The 16,389-nt window shown below is 59.8% G+C and carries 13 protein-coding genes; 7 read left to right on the top strand and 6 right to left on the bottom strand.

All coding sequences use genetic code 11. The features are described from left to right. Positions 1 to 2 precede the first annotated feature (2 nt). Genes FB593_RS22935 through FB593_RS22925 form a run of 3 tightly spaced genes read right to left on the bottom strand, consistent with a single transcriptional unit; the run spans position 3 to position 4,559 of the window. Entirely contained in the window at positions 3 to 914 is a 912-nt protein-coding gene (locus tag FB593_RS22935; RefSeq protein ID WP_145167020.1) for a DMT family transporter, read from the bottom strand. Continuing rightward, the gene (locus FB593_RS22930) at positions 911 to 3,313 is read right to left on the bottom strand and encodes a PIG-L family deacetylase (protein ID WP_145167019.1); all 2,403 of its coding nucleotides are present in this window, start codon (positions 3,311 to 3,313) and stop codon (positions 911 to 913) included. The genes FB593_RS22935 and FB593_RS22930 overlap by 4 nt, the downstream gene beginning before the upstream one ends. A gap of 19 nt (positions 3,314 to 3,332) precedes the next feature. Beyond that, a complete protein-coding gene (locus tag FB593_RS22925; RefSeq protein WP_013761100.1) occupies positions 3,333 to 4,559 on the bottom strand; it encodes an ROK family transcriptional regulator in 1,227 nt (408 codons plus the stop codon). Positions 4,560 to 4,804: 245 nt separating this feature from the next. Between FB593_RS22925 and FB593_RS22920 the strand changes: the two genes are divergently transcribed. From FB593_RS22920 to FB593_RS22895, 6 genes are read left to right on the top strand one after another with little or no spacing between them, the layout of a single operon-like run. Continuing rightward, positions 4,805 to 6,067, top strand: coding sequence for an extracellular solute-binding protein (locus FB593_RS22920; RefSeq protein ID WP_145167018.1), 1,263 nt, complete (start codon positions 4,805 to 4,807; stop codon positions 6,065 to 6,067). Positions 6,068 to 6,083: 16 nt separating this feature from the next. Further along, positions 6,084 to 7,025, top strand: coding sequence for a carbohydrate ABC transporter permease (locus tag FB593_RS22915; protein ID WP_004431252.1), 942 nt, complete (start codon positions 6,084 to 6,086; stop codon positions 7,023 to 7,025). Beyond that, on the top strand, positions 7,022 to 7,864 hold the full coding sequence (locus FB593_RS22910) for a carbohydrate ABC transporter permease (protein WP_145167017.1): 843 nt from the start codon (positions 7,022 to 7,024) through the stop codon (positions 7,862 to 7,864). Before FB593_RS22915 ends, FB593_RS22910 begins: the two co-directional genes overlap by 4 nt. Positions 7,865 to 7,868: 4 nt before the next feature. Then, complete coding sequence (argH, locus tag FB593_RS22905) at positions 7,869 to 9,383, top strand: argininosuccinate lyase (protein WP_035200392.1); 1,515 nt, start codon at positions 7,869 to 7,871, stop codon at positions 9,381 to 9,383. After that, positions 9,383 to 10,423 (top strand): ABC transporter ATP-binding protein, encoded by a 1,041-nt coding sequence (locus tag FB593_RS22900; protein WP_004431247.1) that lies wholly within the window; start codon positions 9,383 to 9,385, stop codon positions 10,421 to 10,423. Before argH ends, FB593_RS22900 begins: the two co-directional genes overlap by 1 nt. Continuing rightward, on the top strand, positions 10,420 to 11,319 hold the full coding sequence (locus FB593_RS22895) for a carbohydrate kinase family protein (protein ID WP_035200391.1): 900 nt from the start codon (positions 10,420 to 10,422) through the stop codon (positions 11,317 to 11,319). Before FB593_RS22900 ends, FB593_RS22895 begins: the two co-directional genes overlap by 4 nt. A gap of 12 nt (positions 11,320 to 11,331) precedes the next feature. On the opposite strand, the gene betC is transcribed toward FB593_RS22895, so the two are convergent. Together betC and choX are read right to left on the bottom strand one after the other, a co-directional pair. After that, positions 11,332 to 12,846 (bottom strand): choline-sulfatase, encoded by a 1,515-nt coding sequence (betC, locus tag FB593_RS22890; RefSeq protein ID WP_035200389.1) that lies wholly within the window; start codon positions 12,844 to 12,846, stop codon positions 11,332 to 11,334. 14 nt (positions 12,847 to 12,860) lie between these two features. Beyond that, positions 12,861 to 13,814, bottom strand: coding sequence for a choline ABC transporter substrate-binding protein (gene choX, locus FB593_RS22885; RefSeq protein WP_065705621.1), 954 nt, complete (start codon positions 13,812 to 13,814; stop codon positions 12,861 to 12,863). A gap of 94 nt (positions 13,815 to 13,908) precedes the next feature. Between choX and FB593_RS22880 the strand changes: the two genes are divergently transcribed. Further along, complete coding sequence (locus FB593_RS22880; RefSeq protein WP_004431240.1) at positions 13,909 to 14,805, top strand: choline sulfate utilization transcriptional regulator; 897 nt, start codon at positions 13,909 to 13,911, stop codon at positions 14,803 to 14,805. 30 nt (positions 14,806 to 14,835) lie between these two features. Here FB593_RS22880 and FB593_RS22875 read toward each other — a convergent pair whose 3' ends face one another. Next, the gene (locus tag FB593_RS22875; RefSeq protein ID WP_065705623.1) at positions 14,836 to 16,287 is read right to left on the bottom strand and encodes an aldehyde dehydrogenase; all 1,452 of its coding nucleotides are present in this window, start codon (positions 16,285 to 16,287) and stop codon (positions 14,836 to 14,838) included. Positions 16,288 to 16,389 lie beyond the last annotated feature (102 nt).

The raw sequence follows: 16,389 nt of genomic DNA, 5'->3' as shown, positions 1-16,389 counted from the left end.
TCTCACCGCCGGCCGCGCAACTTCTTCAAAAGATATTCCGCAAAGGCGGTTGCCTGCAAGGAGACGAGAATGATGGCAATGCCAAGAACAACACGGGCTTCGGGCACCTCGTCAAACAGGAAGTATCCCACAGCGGTCACGAACAATATCGACAGATATCCAACGGGCGCCAGAACACTGGCGTCAGCGATGCGATAGGCCCGCAGGAAGCAATATTGCCCCATTTGCGCAAGCAGTCCGATGGCGAGCAGCGCCACCCAGTCGAGCGGCATGACCGGTTTCCACGTCCAGATCGCCGGAACGGCGGTAATGACGGCAAGACCCACCGTGTAGAACACCATCATGACAGTGGTGTTTTCCTGCCGCAGCGCCCGGGTCTGGATCACCGCAAGCGCGCCGAACACGACGGAGACGAGGACGACGAGCACGCCTGCGTTAATCTCCGCGCCGCCCGGCCCGATGACTACAAGAACGCCAACAAATGCGAGGCAAGCGCCGACCCAGCGATATCGGCTTACCTTTTCACCGAGAAAGACAACCGCCATGGCCATCGTCACCAGCGGGCGTGAGAAGCCGACAGCATTGACGGTGGCGAGCGGCAAGAGGGTGATGGCGACGAAGTTGCTGGTGAGTGCAATGGCGTTGCAGCAGATTCGGAAAAGGTTGCGGCAGGGATATTTGAAGCGCGCCATTTCCCCCCGGTGTCGCCAGATAAGCGGCAGGATGAAGATCAGGCCGATCATCGCTCTTATGAAGACGAGCTGGAATGCCGGATAGGTCACACCCTGCGCCTTGACCAGGGCTGTCATTCCGCCCGAAACGAGGGCCATATCCATGAGCAGCCAGCCGATGCCCGCGCGAGCATCGTTTTCGCGCGGGTTTTCCTGTTTTTCACTCTGGTCCTGGCCATTCACGCGGGTTGCACAAGGTTTGCCATGAGGCGGAATGCCCCCGGCACCAGCTTGTCCATCTGGTGGTGCAGCACGAGGCTCGTATGCGTATGCCGGCCCCTGCCAATGGCTGCCGAGACCAGCGCCCCTTTCAGAGGCTGTTCATCGACATCGTGCATGGCGAGCAGGGGTTCATAAGCATCATCCCAGCGCGCAGCGAAATAGAGCCCGCGCTCCTTGTCCCAGCCCGTCCAGTCGGCAGCACCGATCGTGTTGGGCCCGACAAGCAATGGATGATCGGGCAATAGCACCGTCACCTCCGCATTTGGGTCCGTCACCCGCCAACGCAGGGAAGGCTTACCGATCTCAAGCCGCCTGACGGGCGTCGTCTCGGGATTCCATCCGTCGGTCGGCCGGTGATAGAGCGTGACAAGATGGCCGCCTTCTTCGACGAAGCGGTGAAGCCTTTCGGTTGCCGCAGCCAGATCCTTGCGAATGCCGAAGGCGAAGATGCCGACAACGATTGTCGTGAAGGATGAGAGATCACCGCCAAGCGCCTGCGCATCGAGTTCGGTGACATCAAGACCCATGCGCGAAAGCCATGACCCGACCCGGTCGGCACCGCCGCCGACATAACCGACGCGCGCGCCCTCGGGCAGCTTGAGATCGAGCGAGAGGATTTTCAGAGCGGAGGGTGCCAGAAACCGCGCCCGGCCTATATGCGGATATGCGATGGGCGTGATCTGGAAGGCAGGTTGTGAACCGACAAGCGCTTTGATCTGGGCAAGGCCGACCGCTGCCTCACCGGTACGTTCGGCAATCCAGTCATTGCCGGTCTTGCGCAGGTTCCAGCCATCCGTACTCCTGAACGACAGCGGCGCATCGGTACCCTTTATGTGTGCCTCAAAAACATGGGAATCCTGCCCTTTTCCAAGTGGAACCAGAAGCGCATCGGGCGAAATCGTCAGCGACTGCGCCGGCGTCACGAAAAACGGCTCCTCCAGATCGAAAGCGGCCGAAACCTCCCTGCCTCCAATCCTTACGGACAGGCGCACCGAGGCATGACCATTGCCGCCTGAGGCTTTCCAGTCGGGCTGGTAAAGCCCGGAAACGGCCGCGTCCTGATCGGCGGCAAGCGAGAAGACCATTGTCTGGCCACGCGACTGAACCGAAGACGATACTCCAGCCGGAAGGACCGGGGTAACCTCGACGTCAAATTCAGCCGCCTTTCCAGCGAGTTCCACATAGAGAGATGACGTCCCACCCGGAACGATCTCGGCTGGCTCGGCATAGGCCCGCTCGAAAAGATCGAGTGCCGTCAGGATAGCGGCATCGACCTGCGCCCGTTTGCGCGCGATCCGGTGCCCATGCAACTCCCTGAAGTCCGGCGCTGCGGCCTCGTCGACCTCTTGCAAAAGGGCTGCCGCCGTCAGAAGTGAGGCCGTGATCCGCTGCGTGTCGGGAAAGGCATCGATTGCGTCAGTGATTGCCTGTTCGGCTGCAACCAGCGCCTTTGCCAAATCGGCGGCAAGACGCGGAAAAGCCGAGAGATCAGCCAGCGACGACGGCAGGCTGTCGAGGATCGAGCCTTCCTCACCGCCCGCGACGTTGGAGAGCTCGAGATGCAGTGGCCATGCTTCCTGCGCCCGCTTCGGCCAATGCCCCATTCCCTGTGAGGCATGATAATAACGCGACCATTCGCCGATGCGGTCATACTGCGCGCCGGTTGCCCGCTCCTTGCCCACCGCATTGACTGTCAGCGTCGTTTCCGGCGGAGGCACCTCGTCATCATAGGTGTCACCACCACCAGACCATGCAGGAAGATAATATTTGGCCACCTTCCACGGCTTCAGCCCCTCGGAGAAATGCTCGGGATAGGCGGCAGGATCAGCCGCCAGCGCGATTGCGCTTTTCGCCGCGCGCGTCATGGCGCGGTGGTGCCCGTGTTGTCCCGGCACATCGAGAAATGTCGGAATGACGATATCGGGCCGTTCCTTGCGATAGGCGCGCACCAGCCGCTCGACGATGCGCTGCTGCCCCCATCGACCAAAGGTCTGGTCGCCATCCTTGGAGAAGCCGAAGTCGTGGATGATATCCGCCGGGCCATGGCCGAGCCAGCTTATGTCCGCATCGATGATGCGGGCCGCCTCCTCCAGCTCCCGCGACCGGATGACGCCAAGCGCGCCCAGCCGCTCCGGCCCAAGCGCATTCTGCCCGCCTTCACCGCGCGTCGAGCAGGCGATGATGATCCGCATGCCCAGTTCCATCCGGAAATAGGCAAGAAGACCGTTCTGCTCGTCGTCCGGGTGCGCACCGGTGTGCATGATGGTGACAGTGGATTTCAGTGCGCTCAGTTTACGGTGCAGACGCACGAGCCATGGATCGGCCATCTGCCGTTCGATGCGCTCCCGGGGGTTAAGCATGGGCGGTCTCCTCCAATATTCAGCCGGGCACCTGCGCTGCGGCGCCCAGGGACGTCTCGAGTTTTGGTGTGACAATGTCGAACAGCGGCAAGGCGGCGGCACCAAGCGCCGCCGTCAACTGTCCGGACTTGCCGTGGATGACGCGCGGCAACTCTCTTTGCCGCCGGCTTGCGACCGAAGTCGGCAGATGCCCCATCCGCGCAATGATCTCGCTGATGATGTTTTCAGGCAGCGCACCGCCGAGAATGACCGTCTGCGGATCGAGAATGTTCTCGAGCATCGCCACCATGGGCGCCAGATGGACGGCCGCCTCGTCGATCCACTCCATCACGACCGGATTGCCCGCGCTGAACAGGGCTTCAAGATCATCAAGCTCCGTGTCCGCAACACCGGCGCAGACGAGCTTTTCCTTGAGCACATAGACGGAAGCATAGGCCTCCAGGCAACCTCTTTGCCCGCAAGACGGGCAAGGCCTTCCCTTGGGCGAGACCGTCACATGGCCGATTTCGCCGGCGTTGCCGAAAGCGCCGCGATAGGGCGAACCATCCTGGATGATGCCGAGACCAATACCGACGCCGAAATAGATCATGCAGAAATTCGGGATAGCCAGCCCTGCGCCGAACAGGCGCTCGCCGACGGCAGCGGCCGTCGCATCGTTTTCCACCACGACCTGTTGGCCGCAGGCATCGCTCAGCATCTGGCGGGCATCGATACCCACCCAGCCGGAAAGCGTCGTCGGACCGACAGACGTCATGCCGTCAATCTCGAAAGGCCCGGGCATGACGACGCCGGTGCCAAGCAGCCTGCACCCGACATTCTTCGCAACCGCTGCATGTTCCGCCGCAAAGGTTTTGAGTATGGCGTCCGGCGTGGTGTCCTTGAGCGGGGTAACGCGCTGCGTGCGCAACACGCCGGCCAGATCAAGACCGACGGTGACCATATGGTCTGCGGCAATCTCCACCCCGATCGTTGCGCCACCATCCGGGTTGACAGCAAACTGTATCGGCGGCTGGCCCCTGCCGGTGCGCCGGCGACCAAGCTCTTTCAGGAGCCCCTCGCCCACCAGCTCATCGACGATATTGGCGACCGCCTGGGGTGTGAGATGCGTGATCTTGGCTAACTGGGCGCGACCGAGCGAGCCGTGCCGCCTGACGATGTCGAGGACGACTCGCCTGTTGTGTTCGCGGCTGCGCTCAGGATTTTTTCCGATTGCTACGGGATAGGTATCCACCGTGTGCACCGTCACCTCTTCAACTTCCCGTCCGTTAGAAAATTCATAGCGTCGAAGTGAGGATAAGCGCAATATAATAATTCAAGTAAATTATGTTATTGACAAATGCTCGCCTTCAGAGAACCGTAGAGAGCGACCGGGGGTCAGAATTGCAAGGGGCGGAACGCGTAAAAATCCCGCTGCCGGCAAATCGATGAGCGCGCGCGAAAGCGCGGATAAAGGGAACGATCACTCCGCATCCGGAAGACCGGGCGGAGAAAATGGAGGCTTACATGCGCAGGGCAACTTTGTTCGCCGGCTTGGTCGCCGGTTTCAGCACATTTGCATTCAACGCCGCGCAGGCGGTTGAAATCGAATATTGGCAATATGTCTTCGACACACGCGTCAAAGCGATGGACGAGCTTATCGCCGAGTTTCAGAAGGCCAATCCGGATATCACCGTCAAACAGGTGACCTTCCCTTATGCCGACTACCAGACGCGAGTGATTGCCGCCAACATGTCCGGTAAAGGCCCTGACGTGATGCAGCTCTTCTACGGCTGGCTCGACAAGTTTGCAGCCGGCGGTATCTTGCAGCCGCTGCCGACAGACGCTTTCCCGCATGACAAGATCGAAAGCGAATTTTTCCCCATCGTCGGCGCCATGAAGCGCGGCGACGATTATTACGGCCTGCCGACGGCGGTTCGCTCGCTCGCACTTTTCTACAACAAGAAGCTCTTCACGGAAGCCGGTCTTGATGCCGCCAATCCGCCGAAGACGCTGGACGAATTTGTTGCCGCGGCGGAAAAGATCGCCAAGCACGATGCCGCCGGAAACCTGACCGTTGCAGGCTCCACGCTCGATATGGGCGGTCAGGACCACCAATGGTGGCGCGAAGTTCTTATCCGCCAATATGGCGGCGAGCCCTACACCGACAACGACCAGAAAGTCACCTATGACAGCGAGGCGGGCATCCAGGCGCTGAAGTTCTATACGAGCCTGCAGCTTGAAAAGAAGATCGGTCAGGTGGGCTTTATGGACGAAGGCCAGGCTGCCTTCCGTGCGGGCAAGGCAGGCATGACCATCGACGGCACGTTCAGGCTTGGATCTTTCAGAACCATCAAGGACTTCGAGTGGGGCGTGACCGAGCTTCCCACCAATGACAAGAATATCCGCTCCAACTATGCCAGCTATTTCGCCAATGGCATCAGCGCCAAGACAACCGGTGAAGAACTGGAAGCGTCGAAGAAATTCCTCGCTTACATCTCCTCACCGGAAGCCATGGCGATCTGGCTGAAGACGGTTGGCGAGTCGGCGCGGCGATCTGCGGCGTTGACCGAGGAGAACCTGAAAGACCCGATCTATGCACCGTTCCTGAAGGGTCTCGAATACGCCCATACGACACGGTTCATGGATGAGGCAGCCCAGCGGCAGAACGCCATCGACATGACGAACCGGATTTTGCTCGAGGGTCAATCCGTCGAGGAGTCCATCAAGCAGGCCGCCAGCGCCGAGCAGGAAATCATCGACGCGGCCAAACCGTAAAACCGCAGGTCCAATCATGACAGCGATCGATCAACAGGGGGCGGCATCCGGCCGCCCCGGCGGCTCCTTCGGGGATCGCTTTTCCATGCGCACGAAACGGCTTGTGTGGATCTGGAGCTTTCTTGCTATCCCGATCCTGTTTTACAGCATCATCCGTTTTTACCCGACGTTGCAGGCCTTCTGGTTGTCCTTCACCAACTGGGACCTGCTGCGCCCGGCAAAGTTCATCGGCGTTGCCAATTACGTCAAGCTGTTCAAGGATCCGCAATTCTGGAAGGTTTTCAAGAACACCTTCACCTATCTCATCGTCGGCACGCCCATCAGTCTGGTTCTGGCTTTCGTCATCGCCTTTTATCTGGATCGGGTGCGCATCCTGCACGGTTTCATCCGCGCGCTTTATTTCCTGCCCTATCTGACGACGGCAGCGGCAATGGCATGGGTCTGGCGCTGGTTCTATCAGCCGCCGCCGATCGGCATCATCAACGACGTGCTTGGCATGATCGGAATTCCGCAACAGCCGTTCATCCGTTCTACCGATCAGGCGCTTTATTCGGTCATGGTGACGTCCATCTGGGCGGGGCTTGGTTTCCAGATCATCATCTTCATGGCGGGCCTGCGCTCCATTCCGACGACATTTTATGAGGCCGCGCGCATCGACGGACTTGGCGAATGGGCGATCCTTCGAAAGATCACGCTGCCGCTCCTGAAACCAACTACCGTTTTCCTGGTCGTCTTCTCCTCAATCGGTTTCCTGCGCATTTTCGATCAGGTCTACAACATGACCACCAACGATCCGGGCGGACCGCTCGGCTCAACCAAACCGCTGGTGCTGATGATCTACCAGACCGCGTTCAACTCCTATGCGATGGGTTATGCCGCCGCGCAGACGGTTGTCCTGTTCACCATTCTTCTTGTCGTGTCGCTGGTCCAGCTCTGGGTTCTGAGGGAAAAGAAATGAGCGAAGCGTTGCCACTCTCCCACGCCCGCGTCCGCCCCGGCCGCATCCTTGCCTGGACGCTGCTGTTCATCGGCGGCCTGATCATGATTTCGCCGCTGCTCTTCATGTTTTCGACCTCGTTCAAGACCGCGGATCAGGTCTATGATCTCAGGCTCCTTCCCGCAGCACCGACGCTTGCGAATTACATGACTGTCATGGCCGACGGCCGTTTTCTCCGCTGGTTCTTCAACTCGATGTTCGTTGCGGTCATCGTCACCGTCTCCAACTGCTTCTTCGACAGTCTGGTCGGTTATACGCTGGCCAAATTCGAGTTTCGCGGTCGCTACTTCATCTTCCTCGCGATCCTTTCCACGCTGATGATCCCGACCGAAATGCTTGTTATCCCCTGGTATCTGATGTCCAGCCAGCTTGGCTGGCTCGACAGCTACTGGGGCATCATGTTCCCGGGAATGATGACGGCCTTCGGCACCTTCCTGATGAAGCAGTTCTTTGAGACGGTTCCGAACGACTTCCTGGAGGCAGCGCGTGTCGACGGGCTGAACGAATTCCAGATCTGGTGGAAGGTAGCCCTGCCGCTGGTGACGCCTGCCCTTTCGGCGCTTGCAATCTTCACATTCCTCGGCAACTGGACAGCATTCTTCTGGCCCCTGATCGTGACTACCAGCAAGGAGCTGTACACGCTGCCCGTCGGCCTATCGAGCTTTGCGGTGGAACAACAGATCCAGTGGGAAATGATCATGACCGGCGCTGCCATTGCGACCATCCCAACCCTTATCGTCTTCATCGTCCTGCAACGCTACATCGTTCGCGGTGTGATGCTGGCAGGCCTGAAAGGATAACATCATGGCCGATATGAACCCGCGCCTGTCGGATACCAGCAAGTTTCCCGACCCAGTTTACAAGGAAACCGTGCTGCGTCCGCTTTTCGATGGCGCCAAGAACCACCATGTCGACGGTTTCCGCCGCATCGACCGCGCCCATCTGGTCATGCTGCGCGAGACCGGCATTCTCGATGCGGACACGGCAGCAAAAATCGCCGAAGCGCTTGATGACATCGACAGGACCATCAATCCATCGGAGCTGGTCTATACCGGCGAGGTCGAGGATTTCTTCTTCCTGATCGAAAAGGAGCTGAAAGCCCGCATCGGTGTCGATGTGGCAGGCCGCCTGCACACCGCACGCTCGCGCAACGACATCGATCACACGCTTTTCAAAATCGGCCTGAAAGACAAGATCGACACGCTCACTGCCAAGGCGCGGCTTCTGCTGGCCGCCCTGATCGACGCCGCCGAGCGCAATGAGAAGACGTTGATCGTCGCCTATACGCACGGACAACCGGCCCAGCCCACCACCTTCGGCCACTATCTTTCCGCCGCCATCGAAGTGCTGATCCGGGATATTGACCGCTTCACTGAGGCCCGGCGCATCGTCGATCTCTCACCCATGGGCGCTGCGGCCATCACCACGTCCGGCTTTCCCATCGACCGGGCACGTGTCGCCGAACTTCTCGGCTTTGCGGCACCCTTGCGCAATTCCTATTCCTGCATCGCCGCCGTCGACTATACGACAGCGACCTATGGCGCCATCGAATTGATGTTTCTACATCTCGGCAGGCTCATTCAGGACTTCCAGTTCTGGACGAGTTTCGAAGTCGGGCAGATCTACGTACCGAATTCGCTGGTGCAGATTTCGTCGATCATGCCGCAGAAACGAAACCCGGTCCCGATCGAACATATGCGCCACCTTGCTAGCCAGACATTCGGGCGGGCAAGGACCATGCTCGACGTGATGCACAACACGCCCTTCACCGACATGAACGACAGCGAGGGCGAAACCCAGGGCATGGGTTACGAAGCCTTCGCCTCTGCCGGCCGGGTGCTCGATCTCCTTGCCAGCCTCGTCGGCAAGATCAGTATCGATCCGGAAAGGGTCGACCAGAATATTCGCCGTTCCTGCATCACCATCACGGAACTGGCAGATTCTCTTGTCCGCATCGAAGACCTGTCATTCCGCCAGGCCCATGAAATTGCCGCAACCGTCGCCAAAAGCGTTGTCGCGCTGAAGGGTGACCTGCCGAACGACGGTTACCAGCCGTTCCGCAAGGCGTTCGAGGAACTGGCAGGACGCGAGACCAGTGTCGATGAGGAAAAGTTCAGGCAGATCGTCTCGCCTGAGCACTTTGTCGCCGTGCGCAGCCGCTTCGGCGGCCCTGCCCCGGAGCCGATGCGCGAGGCGATTGCGGCCTATCGCGATAAACTTGCTGCGTTTGAAGCAGAAGCACAGCGATCCGCCGACTACGCAGCGACAAAAGCCGCTGAGCTTGCAGAGAAATTTACCGCCCTGACGGGAGCGCGATAATGGCGACAATCGAACTCAATCAACTCGTAAAGCGCTACGGCAAGGTGGAGGCAGTCAAAGGCATCGACCTTGCCATTGAAGACGGCGAATTCGTCGTATTCGTTGGCCCTTCCGGCTGCGGCAAATCCACGACACTCAGAATGATCGCGGGTCTGGAAGAGATTTCGGGCGGAACGCTGAAAATTGCCGGAAACGTCGTCAACGAGAAAGAACCGAAACAGCGCAACATCGCCATGGTCTTCCAGAACTATGCGATCTACCCGCATATGACGGTTCGCCAGAACATCGGCTTCGGGCTCTATACCTCAAAGCTCGACAAGGCGGAAAAGAACCGGCGTATCGAAGAGGCCGGTCGGGTGCTCGGACTTGAGGCATTGCTAGACCGTCGGCCCGCGGCTTTGTCCGGCGGACAGAGACAGCGCGTCGCCATCGGCCGCGCCATGGTGCGCGATCCCTCAGCCTTCCTTTTCGATGAGCCGCTCTCCAATCTCGACGCCCAGTTGAGATCGCAGATGCGCATTGAAATCAAGCGCTTGCACCAACGTCTTAAGACAACCACCGTCTACGTCACTCACGATCAGGTGGAAGCCATGACCATGGCCGACCGGATTGTCGTGATGAAGGACGGCCATATCCTGCAGGTCGGCACGCCCTCGGAACTTTACGAGACGCCGGTGGACGTCTTCACTGCGCGTTTCATCGGCAGCCCGTCGATGAACCTGCTGCGGGGCAAAAGAACGACGAACAGCGTTACACAGTCTGCCGATGGCGATCTGCTGATTGGCATTCGCCCCCATGATCTGCTGGTTGGAGAAGGCGAGACAACTCAAGGGTCCTTCTCGCTGGAGGGAACAGTGACAGCCGTGGAGCCGCTCGGCCCGGAAACGCTGGTTCATCTGGACACGCCCACGACCTCGGTCATCGCGACAGCAAGGGGCAAGGCCATTCCCCAGGTGGGTAGCCGCTTGCAATGCGAGGCGCAGGCAGGCGCGCTCTATCTTTTCGATGCCAAGACGGAAAAGCTTCTGGGTCGCGCATGATGACGACAGACACGGAAAAGTCAGCGGTCATCAGTATCGGCCGGATCTATTGCGACCTCATTTTCACCGGGCTTGACGAATTGCCGGTGCTCGGCCGGGAGCTGTTTGCCAGCGACATGGAAATCGCCGCCGGTGGCGGGGCTTTCATTGCGGCTGCGCATTTCGCCCATATCGGCCGCACGGCCACGCTGCTGGCAAGGCTCGGCACCGACACCTTCTCACGCGCCATCGGCGAGAAAATGCAGCAAAGCGGTGTAGACCTGCAATTTCTGGAACACTCGGCAGATGCGGGCCCGCAGGTCACCGTCGCGACGGTGGTTGGCCATGACAGGGCGTTTTTGACACGGCGCGCCGGTATCGCCCGGCCATCGACCCTTGATGCCGCATTTTCGTGGAACGGGGCCTGCCATCTGCACATCGCAGAATTCGCCACACTGCACGAAATCCCCGATCTCGTCGCCCGCGCCAGGGACAGCGGACTATCCGTCTCGCTCGATCCCAGTTGGGATGCCTCGCTGATTTATGACAAAGGCCTGCTCAAGGCGTGCGATGGCGTCGACGTGTTTTTGCCCAACCTCGAAGAAGCCGAGGCGATCACAGGCCATTCTGACCCTGAGTCGGCGGCCAGAGCCTTGTCGGGGTCGTTTCCTGTCGTCGCCCTGAAAGGCGGGGCAGAGGGCGCCTGGGTGTCCTCGCAGACAGGCCTACACCATGCGGCGGCGAAGAAGGTACCCGTCGTCGACACGACGGGCGCGGGTGATGCCTTCAATGCCGGTTTCATCGATGCCTGGCTTCGGCAGGCGGACGAGAAGCAATGCCTTGAGGCAGGCGTCGCGGCGGGTAGCCTTGCCGTGCAGGCCACGGGCGGCGCGCCGAGAACGACCGCCGCCGCATAATCCCTGCCAGCGTTATTCCCCGCGTGGAAAACGCTGGTTTTCCTCCAGCACGTTCAAGTCCATGTGGTTGCGCATGTAGCGTTCCGAGGCTTTCTGCAATGGCTGATAATCCCACGGGAAATAGGCGCCGTTTCGCAGCGCCTTGTAGACCACCCAGCGCCGCGCCTGACTTTCCCGCACCGATGCGTCGAAAACGGGCAGCTGCCAGCGTCGGCCGATTTCAGCCGAAAGCGATGACAGCACATCAGCGAATTCAGGATTGCCGGCAAGGTTTATCTGCTCTTCAGGATCCGTCTCGAGGTCGTAGAGCAACGGCGGATCCGCTTCGCAGACCGAGAGCTTGTAACGGCCATCCCTGATGGCGACGAGTGGCGCGATCGAACCTTCGGCGGCATATTCCATCGGCACTGGCCCGCGCTCGCCTGTTCCCGCAGCCAAAGCCGCAAGGTCTTCGCCATCCGTCCAGCGTTTCAGTGAGGTAATATCCAGGCCTGCCAGACCGCACAGCGTCGGTGTGACATCCAGCGTCGAAACCGGCGCGTCGATAAGCGCCGGTTTCCAGCCGGGTGCTGCGATCATCAAGGGCACGCGGGCCGAACCCTCGAAAAAGCACATCTTGAACCACAGGCCGCGCTCGCCCAGCATATCGCCATGGTCGGAGAGGAACAGGATGATCGTGTCCTCCTCCATCCGCGTCGCCTTCAATACGTCGAGAATTTCGCCGACCTTCTCGTCGATATAGGAGATATTGGCGAAATAACCGCGCCGCGCCCGGCGTATCTCGTCGGGTGAAATATCGAAGGCCTGATGATCACAGGCTTCCAGCAACCGTTTTGAATGCGGATCCTGCTCCTCGAAGGGAAGCGCCCCTATCTGCGGATCGAGTGCCGGGCAATCCTCATAGAGATCCCAGAATTTCCGCCGTGCCACATACGGGTCATGCGGATGTGTGAAGCTGACGGTCAGGCACCACGGTCGGTCATCGAGCCGGCGCGACAGATCGTAGAGCTTGCGGGTTGCGTGATAGGCAACCTCATCGTCATATTCCATCTGATTGGTGATTTCGGCAACGCCCGCGCCGGTGACCGAACCGAGATTGTGATACCACCAGTCGATCCGCTCGCCCGGCTTGGTATAATCAGGCGTCCAGCCGAAATCCGCCGGATAAATATCCGTCGTCAGACGCTCTTCGAAGCCGTGCAGCTGGTCCGGTCCGACAAAATGCATCTTTCCGGAAAGGCCGGTGTAATAACCAGCTGCCCGCAGGTGATGCGCATAGGTCGGAATATCCGACGCGAATTCGGCGGCATTATCGTAAACCCGCGTCCGGCTGGGCAATTGACCGGACATGAACGAAGCCCGGGCCGGCGCGCAAAGCGGACTTGCCGTATAGGTATTGGCGAAACGGACAGACCGCTCCGCCAACGCTTTCAGATGTGGCGCATGAAGAAAGTCGGCCGGGCCATCGGGAAAAAACGTCCCGTTGAACTGGTCGGCCATCAGGATCAGGATATTGGGACGCGGCATTTCACCCTACAGTCTCAGAGGCCAAGCTTGCCTTTGACGGCATCCGCACCCGGCTTGCCATCCAGCGTGGTAACGCCCTGCAGCCAGCCATCCAGCGATGTCGGATTGGCTTTCAGCCACGTCGCTGCCGCCGCCTTGGAATCCTCGCCACCGAGAATGGAACCCATCAGGGCATTTTCCATGCCGATATCGAATTTAAGGTTCTTGAAAAGCGTCGCCGCATTCGGGCATTGCTGCGGCCAGCCGGTACGGGCAAGTGTATAGACCTCGGCGCCACCGAAATTCGGGCCGAAATAGGCGTCACCGCCGGAGAGATAGGCGATATCGATCTTCTCGTTCATCGGGTGCGGCGCCCATGCTAGGAAGACGACCGCCTTTTTGTCTTTTCCGGCCCGTTCCACCTGCGCCAGCATCGCCTGCTCGCCGGATTCGACAAGCTGCCAGCCCTTCAGGCCGAAATCATTGGCATCGATAATCTTCTGAATGTTCTGGTTGGCGGGTGCGCCCGGCTCGATGCCGTAAATCTTGCTTTCAAATTCGTCAGCGTGTTTGGCAAGATCCGAAAAATCCTTCACGCCCTTTTCGGCCATATAGGAAGGCACTGCCAGGGTGAACTTGGCGCCTTCGAGGTTTTTCGTCATCACGTCGGCCGCCTTGGCGGCATTGAGGTCGTCAACGAAGGATTTCTGGGCGGGCATCCAGTTGCCGAGAAAAACGTCGATCTCGCCGTTTTTCATGGCCTGATAGCCGATCGGTACCGACAGCGTCTTGACGTCAGCCTCATACCCCAAAGCATCGAGCAGAACCGAGGTGACGCCATTGGTGGCGGTGATGTCGGTCCAGCCGGGATCGCTGAGGCGGATGGTCTTGCAGGCCGCATCATCGGCGGCATAAAGCGGGGTGGAGAAGGCCGCCACGGACAAAAACAGTCCGGCGGCGATGCGGTGCATGCGAGAAACGGTTTTCATTGCGGCTCCCCTTTTATTAGTCCAGTTTATTGAACACCACATTGTTTTTGCCTGTGAAGCGGGTATTTTTCGATGACTGATATAAGGAATTTCTATGACAGAGCGGCCGCTCGATCTTGGATGGATGCGCATTTTTACCGAGGTCGCCCGGCGCGGCAGCCTGACGGCAGCGGCGGCGTCCCTGCGGCTGACCCAGCCAGCTGTCAGCTATCAGATCCGCCGGCTGGAAGACGATCTGGGCGTTGCACTGGTGCGGCGTAAACATCGCGGCATCGAGTTGACGGCCGAGGGGCTAAAGCTGTTCGAGATCGTCTCGCGCAATGTCGATGCCATCGATCTTCTGGCCCAGCAACTTCGCAGAACGGAGGAGCGGCAGACAATCCGCCTGCACACGGACTATGCCTTCTCCTCTCTCTGGCTCATCCCGCGCATGCATGGTTTTCGCGCGCTCAATCCTGACATCAACATCCAGATCGTCGCCACGCAGGATCCGCTCGGACAGGGCAAACACGACAGCGACGTGATGATCATCTTCGGCACGCGGCAGGATGCCGGCGACGGCGCGGTGCTGCTGCTTTCGGAGAAGGTCACGCCCGTCTGCTCGCCGGCGCTTTTGGCGGAGCAGTCGGCACCCGAAACCGTGGCTGATTTTTCGCGGCTGAAACTCATCCACCTCGAAAATACCTCACAGGCGCACTGGTTCGACTGGGCGTCCTATTTCAAGCATTTCGGCGTGCTGAGGGGCGCGGAAAACGAAAGCGGAGACATCAGTTTCAACAATTACACCATGGTGGTTCAGGCAACGATCGGCGAACAGGGTTTTGCCCTCGGTTGGGCGGGACTGGTCGATCCGCTGGTCGAGGCAGGCGTCCTGGTGACCGCAGGCCCGAGTCTGGATGCGCCGGGTCGCGGCTACTGGTTGCTGAGGCCGAAAAGCAGCGACAGTGCGGTCAGAAAACTCACCGGCTGGCTGATCGACGAGAAGCGTTGACGTGACCAGCCAGCCGGTGATGCTTCCGGCTTAAATCGGGTAATGCAACGGTCCGTCCTGCAGCGTGACCCATCGCAGTTCGGTGAATTCCGCAATGCCCGCCGTGCCGCCAAAACGGCCGTAACCGGAGGCCTTCACTCCACCGAACGGCATCTGCGCCTCGTCGTGAACGGTGGGTCCGTTGATGTGGCAAATGCCGCTTTCGATGCGCCCGGCTACCGCGAGTGCTTTTGCCTGATCCCTGCCGAAAATAGCTGCGGAAAGACCAAACTCGGTTTCGTTGGCGATACTGACTGCCTCATCGACGCTGCCGGCGCGAATGATGGAAACGACCGGGCCGAAGCTTTCTTCGGAATAGAGCCGCATCGCAGAGGTCACGCCATCGACGGCAAGCGCATCCAGCATGGTACCATTGCCGCCTCCGCCGGCCACAAGGCGTGCGCCTTTGGCAACGGCGTCATCCACCAGCGCCCGGATGCGGGACGCGGCCTCGGCGCTGACCAAGGAGCCAAGCGGCATTTTTCCCTCGCGAGGGTCTCCCGCCTTCAGGCTCGCCGCTTTTTTGGCAAAGGCCCCGACAAAGGTGTCGGCAACGCTGTCGAGTACGATGATGCGTTCCGTCGACATGCAGATCTGGCCCTGGTTCATGTAAGCGCCAAAGGCGGCCGCAGCCACTGCTGCATCGATATCGGCATCATCAAGCACTATGAAGGGTGCCTTGCCGCCAAGCTCCAGAAGCGCTGGCTTCAGGTAACGGCCCGCCGTTTCCGCAATGACACGACCGACGCGGGTCGAACCGGTGAAATTCACCCTTCTGACAGCCGGATGGGCGATCAGTGTTTCAACGATTTTCGCCGCATCTTCCGGCGCATTGGAGACGGCGTTCAGCACACCTTTCGGCAGACCTGCCGAAGCGACGGCCTCGATGATCAGCGCATGGGTGCGCGGGCAAAGCTCCGAGGTCTTCATCACCACGGTGTTGCCACAGGCAAGTGGCGTGGCGATGGAGCGTACGCCGAGAATGACCGGTGCATTCCATGGCGCGATGGACAGAACCACGCCCGCCGGCTGGCGAAGTGCCATCGCCGTGGTTCCCGGGCGGTTGGAGGGAATGATTTCGCCCTTTATCTGGGTCGTAAGGCTGGCCGCCTCGACCAGCATGTCGCTGGCCAGCATCACGTTGAAACCGGCCCAGGCATCCGTCGCGCCAATCTCCTCTTTCATCGCCAGCGTAATCTGCGGCCCGGCATCGCGGAGCGCCTGCGCCGCGGCAAGAAGCAGGCGACGGCGTTCGCCGGGCGGCGTTGCCGACCAGACGGGAAAGGCTGCGGCTGCGGCATCGGCCGCACGTGTGGCATCCTCAGGCGTTGCCGCCGCCGCACTGGTTGCCAGGTCCCCGGTGATCGGATTGTTGCGCTCGAAACGCTTGCCGTTTGCGGCTGGGCAATGGTCGCCACCGATGAAAAGATTGACAGTCTGCATAGTCTTCCTCCAATGAAAGAACTCAAGGGGCAAAATGCTTATTCTGCGTCGCATTCCCTGGGCTCTGTTATGTTGAGACCGGCATTTTCGCCGATCGGCTAA

The sequence above is a fragment of the Rhizobium sp. SJZ105 genome (assembly GCF_007828365.1).
GTDB classification, from domain to species: Bacteria; Pseudomonadota; Alphaproteobacteria; order Rhizobiales; family Rhizobiaceae; genus Agrobacterium; species Agrobacterium tumefaciens.
Note: the sequence above shows the minus strand (reverse complement) of the source record. Positions and strands in the feature narration are given on the sequence as shown.

Coding starts and splice junctions, on each gene's coding strand:
- FB593_RS22930 (WP_145167019.1), bottom strand. CDS start 3,313: ATGCTTAACCCCCGGGAGCGCATCGAACGGCAGATGGCCGATCCATGG.
- FB593_RS22920 (WP_145167018.1), top strand. CDS start 4,805: ATGGAGGCTTACATGCGCAGGGCAACTTTGTTCGCCGGCTTGGTCGCC.
- FB593_RS22915 (WP_004431252.1), top strand. CDS start 6,084: ATGACAGCGATCGATCAACAGGGGGCGGCATCCGGCCGCCCCGGCGGC.
- FB593_RS22910 (WP_145167017.1), top strand. CDS start 7,022: ATGAGCGAAGCGTTGCCACTCTCCCACGCCCGCGTCCGCCCCGGCCGC.
- argH (WP_035200392.1), top strand. CDS start 7,869: ATGGCCGATATGAACCCGCGCCTGTCGGATACCAGCAAGTTTCCCGAC.
- FB593_RS22900 (WP_004431247.1), top strand. CDS start 9,383: ATGGCGACAATCGAACTCAATCAACTCGTAAAGCGCTACGGCAAGGTG.
- FB593_RS22895 (WP_035200391.1), top strand. CDS start 10,420: ATGATGACGACAGACACGGAAAAGTCAGCGGTCATCAGTATCGGCCGG.
- betC (WP_035200389.1), bottom strand. CDS start 12,846: ATGCCGCGTCCCAATATCCTGATCCTGATGGCCGACCAGTTCAACGGG.
- choX (WP_065705621.1), bottom strand. CDS start 13,814: ATGAAAACCGTTTCTCGCATGCACCGCATCGCCGCCGGACTGTTTTTG.
- FB593_RS22880 (WP_004431240.1), top strand. CDS start 13,909: ATGACAGAGCGGCCGCTCGATCTTGGATGGATGCGCATTTTTACCGAG.
- FB593_RS22875 (WP_065705623.1), bottom strand. CDS start 16,287: ATGCAGACTGTCAATCTTTTCATCGGTGGCGACCATTGCCCAGCCGCA.